13 protein-coding genes and 2 pseudogenes are annotated in these 18,242 nt (G+C 67.6%); 5 read left to right on the plus strand and 10 right to left on the minus strand.

Annotated features, from left to right (window positions below):
* Window positions 1-94 precede the first annotated feature (94 nt).
* The 3 genes and pseudogenes from lpdA to DL544_RS18155 all read right to left on the minus strand — a co-directional run bounded on the left by lpdA (window position 95) and on the right by DL544_RS18155 (window position 4,422).
* Entirely contained in the window at window positions 95-1,903 is a 1,809-nt protein-coding gene (gene lpdA, locus DL544_RS18145) for a dihydrolipoyl dehydrogenase (protein ID WP_139727698.1), read from the minus strand.
* 106 nt (window positions 1,904-2,009) lie between these two features.
* Window positions 2,010-3,739 (minus strand): annotated as a pseudogene (gene aceF, locus DL544_RS18150) (dihydrolipoyllysine-residue acetyltransferase).
* Window positions 3,740-3,906: 167 nt separating this feature from the next.
* A complete protein-coding gene (locus DL544_RS18155; protein ID WP_065178007.1) occupies window positions 3,907-4,422 on the minus strand; it encodes a DNA-deoxyinosine glycosylase in 516 nt (171 codons plus the stop codon).
* A 186-nt stretch (window positions 4,423-4,608) separates the two neighbouring features.
* Here DL544_RS18155 and DL544_RS18160 point away from each other — a divergent pair, with 186 nt between their 5' ends.
* The 3 genes from DL544_RS18160 (at window position 4,609) to glpK (ending at window position 8,522) form a co-directional block, all read left to right on the plus strand.
* Window positions 4,609-5,244, plus strand: coding sequence for an OmpW/AlkL family protein (locus DL544_RS18160; protein WP_005419535.1), 636 nt, complete (start codon window positions 4,609-4,611; stop codon window positions 5,242-5,244).
* 191 nt (window positions 5,245-5,435) lie between these two features.
* Window positions 5,436-6,920 (plus strand): glycerol-3-phosphate dehydrogenase, encoded by a 1,485-nt coding sequence (gene glpD, locus DL544_RS18165; RefSeq protein ID WP_139727700.1) that lies wholly within the window; start codon window positions 5,436-5,438, stop codon window positions 6,918-6,920.
* 102 nt (window positions 6,921-7,022) lie between these two features.
* Window positions 7,023-8,522 carry a glycerol kinase GlpK gene (gene glpK, locus DL544_RS18170; protein WP_139727703.1) on the plus strand — a complete coding sequence of 500 codons (1,500 nt, stop codon included), beginning with the start codon at window positions 7,023-7,025 and terminating at the stop codon, window positions 8,520-8,522.
* A gap of 177 nt (window positions 8,523-8,699) precedes the next feature.
* On the opposite strand, the gene DL544_RS18175 is transcribed toward glpK, so the two are convergent.
* On the minus strand, window positions 8,700-9,494 hold the full coding sequence (locus tag DL544_RS18175; protein ID WP_065196508.1) for a MetQ/NlpA family ABC transporter substrate-binding protein: 795 nt from the start codon (window positions 9,492-9,494) through the stop codon (window positions 8,700-8,702).
* Between the two features lie 25 nt (window positions 9,495-9,519).
* A complete protein-coding gene (locus DL544_RS18180) occupies window positions 9,520-10,491 on the minus strand; it encodes a helix-turn-helix transcriptional regulator (protein ID WP_005419539.1) in 972 nt (323 codons plus the stop codon).
* Window positions 10,492-10,571: 80 nt separating this feature from the next.
* On the opposite strand from DL544_RS18180, the gene DL544_RS18185 reads away from it, so the two are divergent.
* Entirely contained in the window at window positions 10,572-11,174 is a 603-nt protein-coding gene (locus DL544_RS18185; RefSeq protein WP_065178004.1) for a LolA-like protein, read from the plus strand.
* Between the two features lie 106 nt (window positions 11,175-11,280).
* Window positions 11,281-12,056 (plus strand): annotated as a pseudogene (locus tag DL544_RS18190) (DUF481 domain-containing protein).
* A gap of 116 nt (window positions 12,057-12,172) precedes the next feature.
* On the opposite strand, the gene hemC reads toward DL544_RS18190, so the two are convergent.
* The 5 genes from hemC to mdoH form a co-directional block, all read right to left on the minus strand.
* On the minus strand, window positions 12,173-13,084 hold the full coding sequence (gene hemC / locus DL544_RS18195; protein ID WP_065196509.1) for a hydroxymethylbilane synthase: 912 nt from the start codon (window positions 13,082-13,084) through the stop codon (window positions 12,173-12,175).
* A 568-nt stretch (window positions 13,085-13,652) separates the two neighbouring features.
* Window positions 13,653-14,384, minus strand: a complete 732-nt coding sequence (locus DL544_RS18200; protein WP_053497027.1) for a LytR/AlgR family response regulator transcription factor — start codon at window positions 14,382-14,384, stop codon at window positions 13,653-13,655.
* Window positions 14,385-14,394: 10 nt separating this feature from the next.
* Complete coding sequence (locus DL544_RS18205) at window positions 14,395-15,438, minus strand: sensor histidine kinase (RefSeq protein WP_005419547.1); 1,044 nt, start codon at window positions 15,436-15,438, stop codon at window positions 14,395-14,397.
* 3 nt (window positions 15,439-15,441) lie between these two features.
* Entirely contained in the window at window positions 15,442-16,101 is a 660-nt protein-coding gene (locus DL544_RS18210) for an alpha/beta hydrolase (protein WP_005419549.1), read from the minus strand.
* A 50-nt stretch (window positions 16,102-16,151) separates the two neighbouring features.
* Window positions 16,152-18,077: a glucans biosynthesis glucosyltransferase MdoH gene (gene mdoH / locus DL544_RS18215; RefSeq protein WP_005419550.1), complete on the minus strand. Its 1,926-nt coding sequence runs from the start codon at window positions 18,075-18,077 to the stop codon at window positions 16,152-16,154.
* Between the last annotated feature and the right edge of the window lie 165 nt (window positions 18,078-18,242).

The following is an 18,242-nucleotide window of genomic DNA, read 5'->3' on the forward strand; positions in this document are numbered from 1 at the left end:
CAGCGGCCCGAACGCTCGCAATGAGAGTGATCGAAGCTCAACAAAAAAACCCCGGTAGATGCCGGGGCTTTTCGTTCGGAACGGCGCGGGCGCCTTACTTCTTCTTCGGCATGTACAGATCGGTGATCGTGCCGTCGTAGATTTCCGAGGCCATCGCCACCGATTCGCTCAACGTCGGGTGCGCATGGATGGTGTGGCCGATGTCTTCGGCTTCGGCACCCATCTCGATGGCCAGGCCGATCTCGGCCAGCAGGTCACCGGCATGCACGCCGACGATCGCGCCGCCGATGATGCGGTGGGTCTCCTCATCGAAGATCAGCTTGGTGAAGCCCTCGGTGCGACCGATGCCGATCGCGCGGCCGCTGGCGGCCCACGGGAACTTGGCCACGCCGACCTTCAGGCCCTTGGCCTTGGCTTCGGTCTCGGTCACGCCCACCCAGGCGATTTCCGGGTTGGTGTAGGCCACCGACGGAATCACACGGGCGACCCATTCCTTCTTGTGGCCAGCAGCCACTTCAGCAGCCAGCTTGCCTTCGTGCGTTGCCTTGTGCGCCAGCATCGGGTTGCCGACGATGTCGCCGATGGCAAAGATGTGCGGCACGTTGGTGCGCATCTGGCGATCAACCGGGATGAAGCCACGCTCGGTGACCTGCACACCGGCCTTCTCGGCATCGATCTTCTTGCCGTTCGGCGAACGCCCGACGGCCACCAGCACACGGTCGAAAGTGCCCTGCGCCAGCGCCGGCGCCTGGCCTTCCTCGGCCGCCTCGAAGGTCACAGTGATGCCCTTGGCATCGGCGGTGACGCCCGAGGCCTTGGTCTTCAGGTGCACTTCGATGCCCTGCTTCTTCAGGCGGTCGGCCAGCGGCTTGACCAGGTCCTTGTCGGCGCCCGGCATCAGCTGGTCCATGAACTCGACCACGGTGACCTTGCTGCCCAGTGCGCTGTACACAGTGGCCATTTCCAGGCCGATGATGCCGCCGCCGACGACCAGCAGCGAGCCCGGCACTTCGGCCAGCTCCAGCGCGTCGGTGGAATCCATCACGCGCTTGTCGTCCCACGGGAAGTTCGGCAGCTTCACCGCCTGCGAACCAGCGGCAATGATGCACTTCTGGAAGCGCAGCAGCTGGGTGCTGCCGTCTGCGGCGGTGATCTCCAGTTCGTTGGCCGAGAGGAACCTGCCGACGCCCTGCACGTTGCGGACCTTGCGCTGCTTGGCCATGCCGGCCAGGCCCTTGGTCAGCTGGTTGACGACCTTTTCCTTGTACTGGCGCAGCTTGTCCAGGGTGATGGTCGGCTTGCCGAACTCGACGCCGAAATCGCCGGCGTGGGCCACTTCGTCGATCACCGCGGCAGCGTGCAGCAGCGCCTTGGACGGAATGCAACCGACGTTGAGGCAGACGCCGCCGAGGCTGGCGTAGCGCTCGACCAGCACCGTATCCAGGCCGACGTCGGCGGCGCGGAAGGCGGCGGTGTAGCCGCCCGGGCCGGAGCCCAGCACGACCATTTCGCATTCGATGTCGGCCGGCTTGCCACTGGACAGCGCCGGCTTCGGTGCCACCGGCTCGGCCGGGGCGCGGTGCGAGGGGGTCACCGGCGGCTTGCTGGCCGGAGCGGCCGCAGCCGGAGCCGGCGCAGCGGGCTTGGCGGGGGCATCGGCGGCGCCTTCAGCGTCCAGCACCACGACCACGGCGCCTTCGGACAGGGTATCGCCCAGCTTGACCTTGATCTCCTTGACCACGCCGGCCGCCGAGGACGGCACTTCCAGGGTGGCCTTGTCCGACTCCAGGGTCACCAGGCCCTGGTCCTTCTTCACCGTGTCGCCGACGGCGACCAACACTTCGATCACCGGAACATCGCTGTAATCGCCGATGTCGGGAACCTTGACTTCAATCGTGGTCATGGTGGTTTTCCTTGTGCCCGGCCGGCATGGCCGGCGGGCTGTCACTGCATCTGTTCACGCGGCCGCGCCAGGGGCAGCGGCCGCACGGTGGGGGCGAAGCGATGCCTTACAGCAGCACGCGGCGCATGTCGGCCAGCACCTGCGACAGGTACGTGGTGAAGCGTGCGGCCAGGGCGCCGTCGATGACGCGGTGGTCGTAGCTCAGCGACAGCGGCAGCATCAACTTCGGCGCGAACTCCTTGCCATTCCAGACCGGCTGGATGGAGGACTTGGACACGCCCAGGATGGCCACTTCCGGTGCATTGACGATCGGAGTGAACGCGGTGCCGCCAATGCCGCCCAGCGAGCTGATCGAGAAGCAGCCGCCGCTCATGTCGGCCGGGCCCAGCTTGCCGTCGCGCGCCTTCTTGGCCAGCTCGCCGGTTTCCTGCGCGATCTGCACCACGCCCTTCTTGTCCACGTCGCGGATGACCGGCACGACCAGGCCGTTCGGCGTATCGGCGGCAAAACCGATGTGGAAGTACTTCTTCAGGGTCAGGTTTTCACCGCTGGCATCGAGCGAGGCGTTGAACTCCGGGAACTTCTTCAGCGCCGCGGCGCTGGCCTTGATCAGGAAGGCGAGCATGGTCAGCTTGATGCCGGCCTTCTCGTTCTCCTTGTTCAGTGCGACGCGCAGGCTTTCCAGGTCGGTGATGTCGGCCTGTTCGAACTGGGTGACGTGCGGGATCATCGCCCAGTTGCGGGCCAGGTTCGCGCCGGAGATCTTCTTGATGCGCGACAGCGGCTGGACTTCGGTCTCGCCGAACTTGCTGAAGTCGACCTTCGGCCACGGCAGCAGGTTCAGGCCTCCACCGGCAGCGCCGGCAGCACCACCGGCAGCCGGCGCGCCACCGCTCAGCGCGGCCTTGACGAACTTCTGCACGTCAGCCTTGGTGATGCGGCCCCCTTCTCGGTGCCGTTGATCTGCAGCAGGTCCACGCCCAGCTCGCGGGCGAACACGCGCACCGCCGGGGTGGCGTACGGCACCTTGGCCGGCAGCACGCCATCGGCGTTGAACTGCACCGGCGGGCTGGACGGGGTGCCGGCCAAAGCGATCTCGCGCGCCGCCAGCTTGTCCGGCTGTGCCGGCACAGCGACCGGCTCGACCTTGGTGGCGGTCTCGGCGGCAGCCGGAGCAGCGGCAGCCGCCGCCTTGGTCGGTGCCGGCGCGGCAGCGCCTTCGGCATCAATGATGGCAACCACGTCGCCCTGCGACAGGTTGTCGCCCACCTTGACCTTGATCTCCTTGACCACACCGGCCACTGACGACGGCACCTCCATCGTGGCCTTGTCGCTTTCCAGCGTGACCAGGCCCTGGTCCTTCTTGACCGTGTCGCCGACGGCGACCAGCACTTCGATGACCGGGATGCCGGCGTAGTCGCCGATGTCCGGCACCAGCGCTTCCACTGCGCCACCGCTGGCGGCCGGAGTGGCCGGAGCGGCCGGAGCGGCCGCCGCAGCGGCGGCCGGGGCCGGCGCGCTCTGGGTGGCGGCAGCCGGGGCAGCGGACTTGGCCGGTGCCGGTGCGGCGGCGGCCGGCGCGGCGGCTTCGCCTTCGGCCACTTCGATCAGCGCCACGACCTTGCCTTCGGACAGGCTGTCGCCCACCTTGACCTTCAGTTCCTTGACCACGCCTGCCACCGAGGACGGCACTTCCATCGTCGCCTTGTCGCTTTCCAGCGTCACCAGGCCCTGGTCCTTCTTGACCGTGTCGCCGACGGCGACAAGCACCTCGATTACCGGGATATCGCTGTAGTCACCGATATCGGGGACAAGTGCTTCCTTGATTTCGGCCATGGGGATAACTCCGGCAATCTGGTGTAGGGAAACGTCTATTGTGCGGCCAGCGGGGTCCAGCGCCAACCGTTACAGGTGTTTTCAGTACGCACGCAGCCGGGACAGGCTGTTGCCCACGGGTCCCGGCCGCGACCAGTCGGTAGCGTATTGTCCGGACGATGTCCGCTTCATGTCGCCAGTGCGTCTGCAACCGGCTGCCAGGCCTGGCGCAGGCGCGGCAACGACCACGCCGCATTGGCCGGGCTGGTCGAGGGCAATGCAACCACCTGTGGCGGGGCCTCCAGCTGCGGCAGCACCCAGCGCTGGAACGCCTGCCATGATGCAGCGCCATTGCAGCCGATCAGCGTCAGCTCAGGCAACGTGGCGATCAGTTCCGGCAGTGCATTGGCCACTTCCGTGCCACGCACGATGTCCGCGTCCAGGCTGCCTCGGCGCTCGCAGCGACCGATCACATCCCACAGACCGATGCCCGCGGCATTCAATGCCTGCAGCCGCGCGGCGTAGGCCAGATCCGCGTCGAAACCACAGATGTCGGCCATCAGCGGCCAGAAGCGGTTGCGCGGATGGGCGTAATAGCGCTGCTCCTGCAGGGACGCCACGCCCGGCATCGAGCCCAGCAGCAGCACCCGGCACTCCACGTTCACCTGCGCTTGCAGGCCAATGCACAACGTTGCTGTGCTCACATTTTCTCCAACTGCATGAATGTCCCCGAGCGCCAGAAACCCCATGAATACAGGCGTTCCGTACCCGTCGCTGAACAAGGAAAACTATTTTTTAACGTGCGTCGGATTCGATTCATGTTGGGGCGACTACGGTGTGCTCGCCCCGCAACCGGGGGCCCAAAACAAGAAACATTAGGAGATACCCCCATGCGCTCCATCCGTATCCTGAGTCTCGCCCTGCTGACCTCCGCCGCCTTCGCGCCGGCCGCTTTCGCCCAGGACAGCAGCAGCACCGACACCGCGTCGGGCAAGCATTTTGCCGTTGTTGGCGGCATCTCGCTGCTGGAACCGAAGAACGACCCGATCTCCGGCGTGAAGAAGACCGATGGTGGCCCGGCGCCGACCGTCAGCTTCAGCTACTACATCAACGACAACTGGGCCGTTGAACTGTGGGGCGCCGCTGACAAGTTCGACAACAAGTTCAAGGGCCCGAACAACGCCCGCCTGGGCTCGGTCGAGCAGCAGCCGGTCGCGCTGAGCGGCCAGTACCACTTCGGCCAGGCTGACAACGTGTTCCGTCCGTTCGTGGGCGTCGGCTACTACCAGTCGAGCTTCAGCAACGAGAAGCTGGGCAATGGCGCTGACACCGACATCCGCTTCAAGGATGCCAAGGGCGTGATCGGCACCGTCGGCGTCGACATGAACATCAACTCCACCTGGTTTGCCCGTGCTGACGCCCGCTACATGCGCGCCCGCCCGGACATCAAGGTTGGCGGCGAGAAGATCGGCGAAGCCAAGATGGATCCGTGGACCGTCGGCTTCGGCATCGGCGCCCGCTTCTGATCCAGGCTGCACCTGCTTCACTGATGCAACGCGACGGGCCCTTCGGGGCCCGTCGTCGTTTCCGTCACCGGCGTTCCGCGTGTAGAGCCGAGCCCGCGCTCGGCTGCTTTTTTGTAGAGTCGAGCTTGCCCGGCTGACCCGGAAAGCAGCCGAGCATGGGCTCGGCTACAGACACAGGACGCGGAGACACGATGGACGACGTCGACCTGCTGGTGATCGGTGGCGGCATCAACGGTGCCGGCATCGCCCGTGACGCCAGCGGCCGCGGCCTGCGCGTGCTGCTGTGCGAGCAGCACGACCTGGCCGCGCATACCTCCAGCGCCAGCAGCAAGCTGATCCACGGCGGCCTGCGCTACCTGGAACAGGGCGAGCTCGGGCTGGTGCGCAAGGCGCTGGGCGAACGCGAGGTGGTACGCCGGCAGGCGCCCCATCTGGTCCATCCATTGCGCTTCGTGCTGCCGTGGGAACCCCATCTGCGCCCACGCTGGATGCTACGCGCGGGACTGTGGCTGTATGACCACCTGGGCCGTCGCAGCCCGGCATTTCCCGCCTCGCGCGCCCTGGACCTTCAGCGCGATCCGCTCGGCCCCTGGCTTTCCCCGGATCTGCGGCAGGCCTTCAGCTACGCCGACGCGCAGGTCGATGACGCGCGACTGGTGCTGCTCAACGCCCTGGATGCCGCGCAGCGGGGCGCACAGGTGCGTGTGCGCAGCCGCTGCATCGACCTGCAGCCCTTGCAGGGCCGGTGGCAGGCGGTGCTGGAATCCGCTGATGGCCAGCAGCAGGTGACCGCGCGCGCCGTCGCCAATGCGGCAGGGCCGTGGGCCGGCGGCCTGCTGGAACGGATGGAGGCACGCAGTGGCGGCCCCGCGCTGCGGCTGGTACAAGGCAGCCACATCGTCCTGCGCCGGCCCTGGCCCGATGACAGCGCGTGCCTGCTGCAGCAACCCGATCGACGCGTGGTGTTCCTGTTGCCCTTCGCCCACGACCACCTGCTGGTTGGCACCACCGACACCGACTATCGCGGCGACCCGGCGCGCTGCAGCGTGCTGCCTTCAGAGGTGGCGTACCTGTGCGAAGCGGCCAACCGCTACCTGCATGAACCCATCGCGCCGGAAGATGTGGTCTGGCAGTTCGCCGGTGTCCGCCCGCTGCTGGCTGATCCCGATCCGCGCGCGGCAAGACTCAGCCGCGATTACCGCCTGCAGCTGCAGGTGGACCCGGCACCGGCGCTGCATGTGCTGGGCGGCAAGCTGACCACCTACCGGGTCCTGGCCGAGGAAGCGCTGGAGCTGCTGCGGCCCGCCCTGCCGCAGATGGGAGCGGCGTGGACAGCAGACGGAGACCCGCTGCCAGGCAGCGACTGGGGCGACGCCGCGCAGGCGGGCGCGCATCTGCAGGTATCGGCACCCTGGTTGCCCGCAGGTATCGCGCGACGCTGGGCCGGGGCCTATGGCAGTCGAAGCGCTGAACTGCTGCAGGGTGTACGGGGCCTGCACGATCTTGGCGAGGCGTTTGGCGGCGGCCTGCATGCCCGGGAAGTGGCCTTTCTACGCGAGCATGAGTGGGCGCGCACTGCCGAGGACGTGCTGTGGCGAAGGAGCAAGCTGGGGTTGCGGCTGGACGCTGCGCAGGTGACACGGCTGCAGGCGTGGATCGAACACTCCACTCTGTAGAGCCGAGCCATGCTCGGCTGCGTTGTGCAAATGCAGCCGAGCATGGCTCGGCTCTACAGAGAGAAAGGTAAGTTACCCTGACTGCTCTACCGGAGACGCTGCATGACGCCCCGCTACGTGCTGGCCATCGACCAGGGCACCACCAGTTCGCGCGCGATCCTGTTCGACCGTGCCGGCGACATCATCGGCAGCGCGCAGCGCGAGTTCGCGCAGATCTTCCCGCAACCCGGCTGGGTCGAGCATGACCCGCGCGAGATCCTCACCAGCGTCTATGCCACGCTGACCGAACTGCTCAGTCGCGGGCAGATCGACCCGCGCCATATCGCCGCACTGGGCATCACCAACCAGCGCGAAACCACCGTGGTCTGGGACCGTGCCACCGGCCAGCCGATCCACAACGCCATCGTCTGGCAATCGCGGCAGAGCCACGCCATCTGTGAACGACTGAAGTCCGAAGGCCATGAAGCGCTGATCCGCGAGCGGACCGGCCTGCTGATCGATGCCTATTTTTCTGCGACCAAGGTGCGCTGGATCCTCGACCACGTGGAAGGTGCGCAGCAGCGCGCCGAACGTGGCGAGCTGCTGTTTGGCACCATCGACAGCTGGCTGGTGTGGAACCTCAGCGGCGGCCAGGCGCATGTGACCGACTACAGCAACGCGGCGCGCACGCTGTTGTTCAACATCCACACGCTGGACTGGGATGACGATCTGCTGGCCCTGCTCGACATCCCGCGCGCGATGCTGCCGCAGGTGCGCGACTCCAGTGCGGTATACGCACACACCCGGCCGCAGTTCTTCTTCGACCACCCGATCCCGATCGCCGGCATCGCCGGTGACCAGCAGGCGGCACTGTTCGGCCAGGCCTGTTTCCAGCCGGGCATGGTCAAGAACACCTATGGCACCGGTTGCTTCATGTTGATGCATACCGGTGCGCAGGCGGTGCGGTCGCGCAACGGCCTGCTGACCACCATTGCCTGGGGCGTGGACGGGCGCGTGGAGTATGCGCTGGAAGGGTCGATCTTCATCGCCGGCTCGGTGGTGCAGTGGCTGCGCGACGGACTGCGCATGATCGAACGCGCCAGCGACAGCCAGGCACTGGCCGCGCAGGTGCCCGACAGCGGCGGCGCCTATCTGGTGCCGGCGTTTGTCGGCCTGGGTGCGCCCTATTGGCGCAGTGATGTGCGCGGTGCGATGTTTGGCTTGACCCGTGGCACGGGCAAGGCGCATTTCGTGCGCGCCGCGCTGGAAGCGATGGCCTACCAGACCCGCGACGTGCTCGATGCCATGCAGTCCGATGCGGGCATCGCACTGACCGAGCTGCGCGCTGATGGCGGTGCGATCGGCAACGACTTCCTGGCCGGCTTCCAGGCAGACATCCTCGGTGTGCCGCTGCTGCGGCCGCGGTTGACCGAAACCACCGCGCTCGGTGCGGCCTATCTGGCCGGCCTGGCCGTCGGGTTCTGGTCAAGCCGCGAACAGATCGCTGCACAGTGGGGCCTGGACCGGCGCTTCGAGCCACAGATGGAGGTGTCGCGGCGCGAGAAGCTGTATGCGGGATGGCAGCAGGCAGTTGCCGCCACCCTCGCCTTCCACGTCGATTGAAACTGCAATGCCCTGCCCTGCTGCGGCACGTGGAGTGACACGGAAGAGCCGAGCGATGCTCGGCTGCCGTTGGTGAAATGCCGGAAACAGCAGAGCCGAGCGTGGGCTCGGCTCTACAGGGCAGGCAGTGTCGACCAAGGTCGACACCCACCATTCAAATCAACAGATCAGCCGCAATCAGAACGCCGGCAGCACCGCGCCCTTGTACTTGCTCTCGATGAAGTCCTTCACCTGCGGGCTGGTCAGGGCCTTGGCCAGCTTCTGCACACGGGCGTCATCCTTGTTGTCCGGGCGCGCGACCAGGAAGTTCACGTACGGCGAATCCTTGCTCTCGATCGCCAGCGCATCCTTGGTCGGGTTGAGGCCGGCGTCCAGCGCATAGTTGGTGTTGATCAGGGCCAGATCGACCTGGTCCAGCACGCGCGGCAGCATCGCCGAGTCCAGCTCGCGGAACTTCAGGTTCTTCGGGTTGGCGGTGATGTCACGCTGGGTCGACAGCGCGTTGGCCGGGTCCTTCAGCTCGATCACGCCGGCCTTGTGCAGCAGGATCAGCGCGCGGCTGTTGTTGCTCGGATCGTTCGGGATCACCACGTCGGCACCGTCGCGCAGCTCGGCCAGCGACTTGACCTTGCGCGAGTACGCACCGAACGGCTCGATGTGCACGCCGATCACCTTCACCAGGTCGGTCTTGCGGTCGCGGTTGTAGGCATCCAGGTACGGCTCGGTCTGGAAGTAGTTGGCGTCCACCTGCTTCTGCACCAGCTGGTCGTTGGGCTGCACGTAGTCGTTGAATACGCGCACGTCCAGGTCCACGCCTTCCTGCTTGAGGATCGGCTTGACCACCTCGAGGATCTCGGCATGCGGCACGGCCGTGGCGGCCACCACCAGCTTCTGCGAGGGCTCGCCGGACTTGCCGCAGGCGGTCAGGGCCAGCGCAGCGGCGAGCAGGGACAGCAACAGGGTCTTCTTCATGGGGGACGGGGTTCTCGGGGGAGTGTCAGGATTTTTCGTAGTTGCTCAGGGCCAGCTCAAGCAGCGCCTTGGCCTGCTCGCGCAGCATGATCGGCTCGATGATCTCTGCATCCGAACCATAGTGCAGCACGTCCATCAGCAACTCTCGCGAGACGCTGTACGGCACCTTCAGTTCGTAGCGGCCATCGGCCAGGAAACGACCCTGCTGCTTGGAATGCCAGTGCTCGTCGGCCACCCAGCGCGCAGCCTTGGCGCTGAACAGGATGGTCGCCCAGCCCTTCGGCGCACCCGAAAAAATGCCATAGCTGGCGCCGAGCTGCTCGTCCAGCTCGCTGTCGGCGACATCGCGGGCGGCACTGTCGATTACCCGTGCCTTGTGGATGCGGTCCACCGCGAAACTGCGCAGCGCCTCGCGGTCATGGTCCCAGGCATCCAGGTACCAGTTGTCGCGATAATGGGTCAGGCGCTGCGGCGAGACGGTGCGCTTGGTCGGCTCGTCGGTGGAGCGGGCGCGGTACTCGAACGCCAGCTGACGGCGCTCCAGCACCGCCGAGGCCACGCTGCGGAAGCTGCCTTCATCGAACTTGCGGCCACGGTGCGGAATCACCCGCACGCGGTCGACCGGCCAGCTGGAGACACCGGCCTGGGCTGCCAACAGGCTCTCGATGCGCTGCTGCAGCGGGGCCAGCACCGACGACAGCACGCCGCCGCCGGTACGCGCCAGCAGGTGCTGCGAGGCCAGCAGGGCATGCAGCTCCTCCGAGCTGAGCCAAAGGCCGGGCAGCTCGAAGCGATCGCTCTCGTCGGCTTGGTAGCGGAAGCCGGCCTCGCCGTCGCCCTCGATCGGTGCCATCAGCGCATCGCGCAGGAAGGCCAGGTCGCGGTAGACGGTGGCACGGGAACAACCGAGCTTGTCCTGCAGGGTCGCCACCGTCACCGGATAGCGCGCGGACTTGAGCAGACGATGCAGGGCGGTGATGCGTTCGTATCGGTCCATACCCCCGATTATGTCCGAGTCGCGGGTCTTGTGTGGGACGTTTGGGCTATCGTGGTCGCCCCCACCCCATGGAATGCCCGATGCGCCGGTTGCCTGCCCTGTCCCTGCTGGCCTGCCTGCTGCTGGCCGCCTGCGATCGCGCGCCGGCGCCGGCGGGCACCGAGGCCCCGGTACCTGCCGCCGATCCGGCACAGGCGGTGCTGGGCGCCAGCCAGCGTTTCGCCGCCCTGCGCAGCTTCCACGCCGAACTGGAAGTGCTGGGCGCGCCGCAGCGGATACGCAGCGCCATGGACTTCGTTGCACCCGACCGTTTCCGGGTGGAGACCCCGGCCGGGCCGCAGACCATCATCGGCGACACCCTGTTCCTGCAGGCCGACGGTGCGATCCGCCAGGTGCCGGCCCCGCCCGGCCTGCTCGAGCAGTGGCGCAACCCGCTGCCGGCCGACGCCCTGCCCGCCGACCTGAAGGCCGAAGATCTCGGCAGCCAGGCGCTGGACGGGGTCGAGACCCGTCACTACCGGCTGCGCGGCAACCAGCCCGGCGAACGCCTGGAGTACTGGGTGGATGCCCAGGGCCTGCCACGCCAGATCGTGCGCAACGGCAGCAGCAATGGCCGCAGCTTCCAGCTGCGCCTGCGCTATTCGCGCTTCAACGACCCCGCATTGCGTGTCGATCTGCCCTGAATAGGCGATCGCGGCAACGTTTGCTGAAGCACGCTTTGGATCGATTCGGACCGCCATCACGCTTCCAGTATCATCACCGGCTGTTAACCGTTCCGGAGAAGCCTCGATGTCCCTGCGCGTGTCCCTGCTGATCCCCCTGCTGCTGTGTGCGCCGCTCGCATACGCGCAGGATGCCTCCGAACTGGCGGCGATGTCCTCGCCGTGGAGCGGCAGCGGCGGCGAGCTCGGCTTTGCCTCGGCACGCGGCAACAGCAGCACCGAGAGCTTCAACGGCCGCCTGCGTCTGCGCTACACCGACGGCGACTGGGTGCACAGCATGGACCTGTTCGGCCTGCGCTCCAGCTCCAAGGTGACCGAGACCAACGACGACGGCACCACCACCCGCCGCAGCAACACCACTGCCAACCGCTACACCGGCAGTGCGGGCAGCGCGCTGCAGCTGGGCGAGCACCGCCAGCTGACGGCCACGGTGCGTACCGAGCGCGACGACTTCGCCACCTACGACCGCCAGAGCTCGTTCGGTCTGGGTTACGGCACCCGCCTGTGGAACACCGAGCGCTTCTATTTCGACGCGCAGATCGGCCCGGCGTGCGCCGTACCCACAGCACCGAGGATGACCGCACCCGTACCGGCATGATCGGCCGCGGCCAGTTCGACCTGAAATACTCGCTGACCGACAACACCGACCTGGTGAACACGCTGCTGGTCGAATCCGGTTCGTACAACACCTTCGGCCAGAACGACTTCGGCGTCTCGGTGAGCATGAACGAGCACCTGGCGCTGAAGGCCGGCTGGCAGGCGCGTTACAACAGCGACGTCGCTGTCGACAAGCGCAAGACCGATACGCTGACCACGATGAACGTGGTCTACAAGTTCAAATAAGAAACGGGCGCCAAGGCGCCCGTTCTTCATTTCGGTAGTGCCGGCCGCTGGCCGGCAACAGCGTTCAATCGGCGGCATGAGGTTGCCGGCCAGCGGCCGGTACTACCTGCGGTGCCTCAGACGTTCAGCAGTTCGCCGGCACCGGCATCCAGCAGCATCTTCGCCACCCGCTGGCCCAGCGCTTCCGGATCACGGGCCGGGCCCACCGCTTCGGCACGCACGGCGCGGCCATCACTGGCGCTGCCGACCAGGCCCTGCAGGTGCAGGTCGTCGCCCTGCCACTGCGCGATCGCCGCCACCGGCACGTGGCAGCTGCCATGCAGCGCGCGGTTCATGGCCCGCTCGGCTTCCACGCAGGCGCGCGTGGCGGCGTCATCAAGCGTGGCGAACAGCGCCATCAGGCGCGTGTTGCCTCCGTCGCACTCTACCGCCACCGCGCCCTGCGCTGGCGCCGGCAGCCACTGCGGCGGTTGCAGGCGCGCGACGATGCGCTCGCCCAGGCCCAGGCGCTCGAGGCCGGCCACCGCCAGCACGATGGCGTCGTAGCCACCGTTGTCGAGCTTGGCCAGGCGGGTGTTGACGTTGCCACGCAGGTCCAGCAGCTCCAGGTCCGGGCGCAGCGCGCGCAGCTGGGCCTGGCGGCGCAGCGACGAGGTGCCGACCCGCGCGCCGATCGGCAGCGCGTCCAGCGAGGCGTACAGGTTGGAGACGAAACCATCGGCCGGGTCGTGCCGGGTCAGCATCGCCGGCAGCGCGAAGGGCGCGTCCAGTTCCATCGGCACATCCTTCAGCGAGTGCACGGCGCAGTCGGCCTCACCCCGCAGCATGGCCAGCTCCAGTTCCTTCAGGAACAGGCCCTTGCCACCGATGGCGGCCAGCGAGCGGTCCAGCACCTCGTCACCGCGGGTGCTCATCGGCACCAGTTCCACGTGCAGGCCGGGGTGGGCCTGGCGCAGGCGGTCGGCGACGTGTTCGCTCTGCCAGAGGGCGAGCGGGCTCTTGCGGGTAGCGATGCGGACAGTTTCCATACGGTCATTATCGCGCCTTCGGCGCGGATACGGCCAACGGCGGAGCCCCTCGTGGCTGGCTGGGGGCGTGAAAGCAACAGCCGTGCTTGGCCGGGCGGGATGGACTGCGCAGGGGCCGCTGCAAGTACGTCCATGTAGCTCGGTCGCCGCATCCATGCGGCTCACGCCCCTGCGCAGCCCATCCCGCCCGGCCTCTGACAGTTTCCGTGTGCGCCAGCCACGGAAGATCAAAAGAAAGAATCAAAAGCCGATTGCTTCCGGGGTCAGATCCCTTTTCCGCAGGAAAAGGGATCTGACCCCTCTTTCCCCACCTGATAACAACAATGCCTTTGCCGTCCGACGCGGGAAAAACGAGAGGGTTGGGCCGGGGTGGGGTGGCGGGACCGTTGGCGCCATGGATGGCGCCATCGAGCTTACAGGGATGTACTTGCAGCGTGTCCCGCCACCCCACCCCGGCCCGACCCAGTACGTAGCACCAACGCGCCGACCAACCGCCGTTGCAGTTGCAGTTGCCGTTGCTCCAGACGTTGCTCGTAAGCAGTCGCGGCCGCAGGCCGCGCGGGACCACTCACAGATGCCGCAGTTCCTGCTTCAGCGTCGCCACGCACCGGCGGCTGACTTCCAGCGGCTGCTTGCCATGCCGCAACACCGCCTGCACCTGCCCGCCCGAGCCCCGACGCAGCTCCACCAGCTCGTGGCGCGCCACCAGGCAGTTGCGATGGATGCGGATGAAACGGCTGGCGAACTCTTCTTCCAGCGACTTCAGCGATTCCTCGATCAGGTCCTCGCCGCGTGCGTGGTGCACCACCACGTACTTCTCCTCGGCCTGCAGGTAGTGGATATCGTCCAGCGGAATCAGGCGCAGGCTGCCGCGCAGGCGTGCGCACAGCACGCTGCGTGCCTGCTGCCCGCTGTGCTCCTGCGGCCGGCCATCGCGGCCGGCCAGGAACGTGCGCGCACGTGCGATCGCCGCCGCCAACCGTTCGGCACGCACTGGCTTCATCAGGTAGTCGATCGCTGCGGCCTCGAACGCCGACAGCGCATGCGCATCGTAGGCGGTGCAGAACACCACCGCTGGCCGGGGTTCGAAGCTGGCCAGGTGGCGGGCCGCTTCCAGGCCATCCAGCCCGGGCATCGCGATATCCAGCAGGACCAGGTCCGGCTGCAGCTCCGCGCACGCGTGCAGGGCCTGCTCACCGTTGCCGGCCTCGGCCACCACGTCCACGCCGTCCTGTGCCGCCAACAGGCTGCGCAGGCGCTCGCGCGCCAGCGGTTCGTCGTCGGCGATGACTACCCTCACGATCGTTCCCTCACTGGATCGGCACTGTCACCTGGCAGGCATAGTAGCCCTCGCTCCAGCCAGCCGTCATCCGCGCGGTGCTGCCGAAGCGCCAGGCCAGCCGATGGCCGATGCTGTGCTGGGCATGGCCGGCGCCGCGTGCCAGCGCCAGCCCCGGCGCCTGCGGATCGGGTGCCGGGTTGCGTACGCGGATCTGCAGTTCATTGCCCTCGCGCGCCAGCTGCAGTTCGATGGTGCCGCCGTCGGGCAGGCGCGAGATGCCATGCAGCACGGCATTTTCCACCAGCGGCTGCAGTACCAGCCTTGGCAAGGGCAGGTCCCATGGCAGCGGCTCGTCGCGCTGCCAACGCACCTGCAGGCGTTCACCCAGGCGCAGCGATTCGATCGACAGGTAGCGCTCGGCCAGCTCGCATTCGTCGCGAAGGGTGGAATCGCCCTCGCCCGCCCCCAGCGCGGCACGGAACAGATCGGACAGGTCCAGCACCGCGCGCTCGGCGACTGCCGGGTCACGATGCAGCAGGCTGGCGATCAGGTTCATGCTGTTGAACAGGAAATGCGGGCGGATACGCGCCTGCAGCGCGTCGGCCTGCGCGCGCGCGTTGGCCTGCACCTGCGCGGCCCAGCGATCGCTTACGTAGAAGTAGCGCAGCGCCAGCGCGGCGATCAGCGCCGTGGTTGCCGCGCTGCCGAGGGTGAAACGCCAGAAGCTGATGCCGCTGGCGAAGCTGTCGCCCAGCACCGCGTACAGCGCGTGCACGATGCCAGCGCAGACCACCGCGATCAGGGTTGCCAGCACGGTCGCCGCAATGGCGCCCAGCACCGGCGGCAGCCGCGACAGGGTCTGCCGCAGCAGGCACAGGCTGGCGGTCACCGCCAGCGCCAGCCACAGCGCGAATCCGCTGGCCGACAGCAGTTCGCCGAAGGTCCAGTGACGGCTGCCGTCCGGCGCCAGCGCCAGTACCACCACCACCAGCTCGGCCAGGCCGAGCATCGCCGCCAGCCGTGGCAGGCGGCACAGTTCCGGCATCCACGGCGGTGTGCTGGCCGGCGACATGGCTCAGGCGGCGCCCAGGCGTTCCTGCAGCCAGTCACCCAGTGCCTGGATCTCCTCGGCACAGACCTGGTGGGCCATCGGGTAACTGTGCCACGCCACATCCAGGCCCAGCGTACGCAGCGCCTGCGCGCTGTGCGCTGCGACGGCCTGCGGGATCACCGGGTCGCCACTGCCATGGGCCATGAACACCGGCACCTGCACCGCGCCGTCAACACGCGTGGCGCTGTCGGCTTCGGGCAGATAGGTGGACAGCGCGATCAGGCCGGCCAGCGGCGCGGTACGCGAGAGCGCGGCTGTCAGGATGATCGCCCCACCCTGCGAGAAGCCTGCCAGGAAGATCTTCTCCGGCGCGATGCCGCGCTCGATCTCGCGCGCGATCAGTGCGTCCAGCTGCACCACCGATTCCTGCACGCCGGCCATGTCGGCGCGCGAACGGAAGTCCATGCCCACGATGTCGTACCAGCCGCGCATCGGCACGCCGTTGTTGATCGTGATCGGCCGCACGGGTGCGTGCGGGAACACGAAGCGCAGCGCCGGCCAGTGCGGCCGCACCAGTTCCGGCACGATCGGCGCGAAATCATGGCCGTCGGCGCCGAGGCCGTGCAACCAGATCACCGACCACTGCGGCGAGGCGCCGGTTTCCTGTTCCACCGTTTGCAGCATGATGCGGCTCCTTCAAGTTCGAGCCGCATTATGCCGCTGGCGCGGGGCAATCAGTACAGCGGCGGTTGCTCGGCCGCTTCCCGCCGCAGCTGCGCGGCGCGTACCAGCACCGGTGGCGGGATGTTCTCTTCGGGGATATCGAGCAGGCCGAGGCGATGCAGGAAAGCACCGGGGCCGCGCGAGGAGGTCAGCGCCACCACCGGAACGGCCAGAACCATGCCGATCACCACCGGCGCCATCCAGGCCGCCAGCGACGGCGATACCGCCCAGGCCAGCACGCCCATGAAGGCGCCGAACACACCCAGGCCACCGTAGCCACGGATCAACGCCATCCACGAGATGCCGCCGTCGTCACGCTGCTGCGCGTCCCAGCCGGAATCGCGCCCGGACAACACTTCGGCCACGCCGCGTGACTGCACGTACATCACCACCGGCGCCATCAGCGCGGCGAGCACGGTTTCCACCAGCATCGATACGAAGGCACGGATCGGACCGCCACAACCGCGGCGGTCGACCGGGTCCAGCAGCATTGCCAGGTAGCCGAGCACCTTGGGCAGCAGCAGCACCGCCATGGTGGCGGCGAACAGGCGCACCACCTGCTCTTCATCCTGTGCGCGCCAGTACACGCTGGGCGACAGGTGCAGCAGGGCGTTGAAATCGATGCCTTCCTGGAACAGCGGGATGGCGATGCCGATCAGCATCAGCATCGCCCACATCGGTGCGGTGAAATAGTGGCCGATGCCGATCAGCATGTGCGTGCGGCTGATCCAGTGCAGCCCGCGGCTGCCGACCACCTTGCCGTGCTGCAGGTTGCCCTGGCACCAGCGGCGGTCGCGCACCAGCAGGTCGGTCAGCGTCGGCGGGCCTTCCTCGTAACTGCCACCGAGGTAGGGCACCATGTGCGCGGCCCAGCCGCCACGACGCATCAGCGCCGCTTCGACGAAATCGTGGCTGAGCACGTGGCCGCCGAACGGCTTGCGCCCCGGCAGCGCCGGCAGGCCGGCGTGGTCGGCGAAGGCACGGGTACGGATGATGGCGTTGTGGCCCCAGTAGTTGCTCTCGGCGCCGTGCCACCAGGCCACGCCGCGGGCGATCACCGGCCCGTACACGCGGCCACCGAACTGCTGCATGCGCGCGAACAGCGTGCGGCCGCCGATCACCGACGGCAGGGTCTGGATCAGTCCGACGTCGGCGTTGTGTTCCATGCCGGCCACCAGGCGCACGATGCTGTCGCCGGTCATCAGGCTGTCGGCATCAAGGATCAGCATCTGCGGATAGGCACCGCCGAAGCGGCGGACCCAGTCAGCGATGTTGCCGGCCTTGCGCCCGCTGTTGTCACCACGGCGACGATAGAACAGGCGCGTCTGCCCCTCCGGCACACGCTCGCGCAGCTCGGCGAACACCTGTTCCTCGGCAGCGGCGATGTCCTCGCGGCGGGTGTCGCTGAGCACGAAGAAGTCGAAGCGGTCGAGCTGGCCGGTGGCCGCCACCGACTCGTAGATCGCCTGCAGGCCCGCCAGCAGGCGGCGCGGGTCTTCGTTGTAGGTCGGCATCAACAGCGCAGTACGGCTGTGCACGGCCGGCAACGGCTTGTCCGGGTCGATGCCGAGCCGATAGCCCCGGTCGAACACAGCAGTCAGGAAGCCGGCCAGGGCGCTGGCAAAGGAGAGCGCGATCCAGGCAAACAGGCCGACGAACAGCACCAGCAGGCAGGCTTCGAGCACGCTGATGCCATTGGCCGACAGCACCCGCCACATCATCCGCGTAGCCACGGCGGTCATGCCGAGCGTGCCACCAAACAGGTACAGCCGGCGCAGGCCGATCAGGCGCGGCGAGGTGCGATGCCGCCGGACCTTCAGTGCGCCTTCGCGCAGGGTCTGTTCGGGCATCGGCAACGGCGATTCAGCGGGAAGCAGCGCCCAGCCGGCATCGAGCCGGGGCGTTCCTGCTTCCGCATGGATGGTCTGCACCCCCATCGTCGCTTACTCCGCGCCGTCGGCACGGCCGGCCATCCCGGCCGGGCTGCATGCACCAAGGTTCCCGGCGCGCTTTCCCGGCGCCCGCACTTGTCCTGGCTGTGTCGGCCTCGCGCCGCACAGTCGATGTCTGTCACTACCGGAACCCACACGATCTCCAACGGG

The organism is Stenotrophomonas sp. pho (assembly GCF_006228405.1).
GTDB lineage: Bacteria > Pseudomonadota > Gammaproteobacteria > Xanthomonadales > Xanthomonadaceae > Stenotrophomonas > Stenotrophomonas sepilia.

Excerpts from the sequence above, each read along its gene's own strand:
- lpdA (WP_139727698.1), bottom strand. The coding sequence starts at position 1,903 with ATGACCACGATTGAAGTCAAGGTTCCCGACATCGGCGATTACAGCGAT.
- DL544_RS18160 (WP_005419535.1), top strand. The coding sequence starts at position 4,609 with ATGCGCTCCATCCGTATCCTGAGTCTCGCCCTGCTGACCTCCGCCGCC.
- glpD (WP_139727700.1), top strand. The coding sequence starts at position 5,436 with ATGGACGACGTCGACCTGCTGGTGATCGGTGGCGGCATCAACGGTGCC.
- glpK (WP_139727703.1), top strand. The coding sequence starts at position 7,023 with ATGACGCCCCGCTACGTGCTGGCCATCGACCAGGGCACCACCAGTTCG.
- DL544_RS18175 (WP_065196508.1), bottom strand. The coding sequence starts at position 9,494 with ATGAAGAAGACCCTGTTGCTGTCCCTGCTCGCCGCTGCGCTGGCCCTG.
- DL544_RS18180 (WP_005419539.1), bottom strand. The coding sequence starts at position 10,491 with ATGGACCGATACGAACGCATCACCGCCCTGCATCGTCTGCTCAAGTCC.
- DL544_RS18185 (WP_065178004.1), top strand. The coding sequence starts at position 10,572 with ATGCGCCGGTTGCCTGCCCTGTCCCTGCTGGCCTGCCTGCTGCTGGCC.
- hemC (WP_065196509.1), bottom strand. The coding sequence starts at position 13,084 with ATGGAAACTGTCCGCATCGCTACCCGCAAGAGCCCGCTCGCCCTCTGG.
- DL544_RS18205 (WP_005419547.1), bottom strand. The coding sequence starts at position 15,438 with ATGTCGCCGGCCAGCACACCGCCGTGGATGCCGGAACTGTGCCGCCTG.
- DL544_RS18210 (WP_005419549.1), bottom strand. The coding sequence starts at position 16,101 with ATGCTGCAAACGGTGGAACAGGAAACCGGCGCCTCGCCGCAGTGGTCG.
- mdoH (WP_005419550.1), bottom strand. The coding sequence starts at position 18,077 with ATGGGGGTGCAGACCATCCATGCGGAAGCAGGAACGCCCCGGCTCGAT.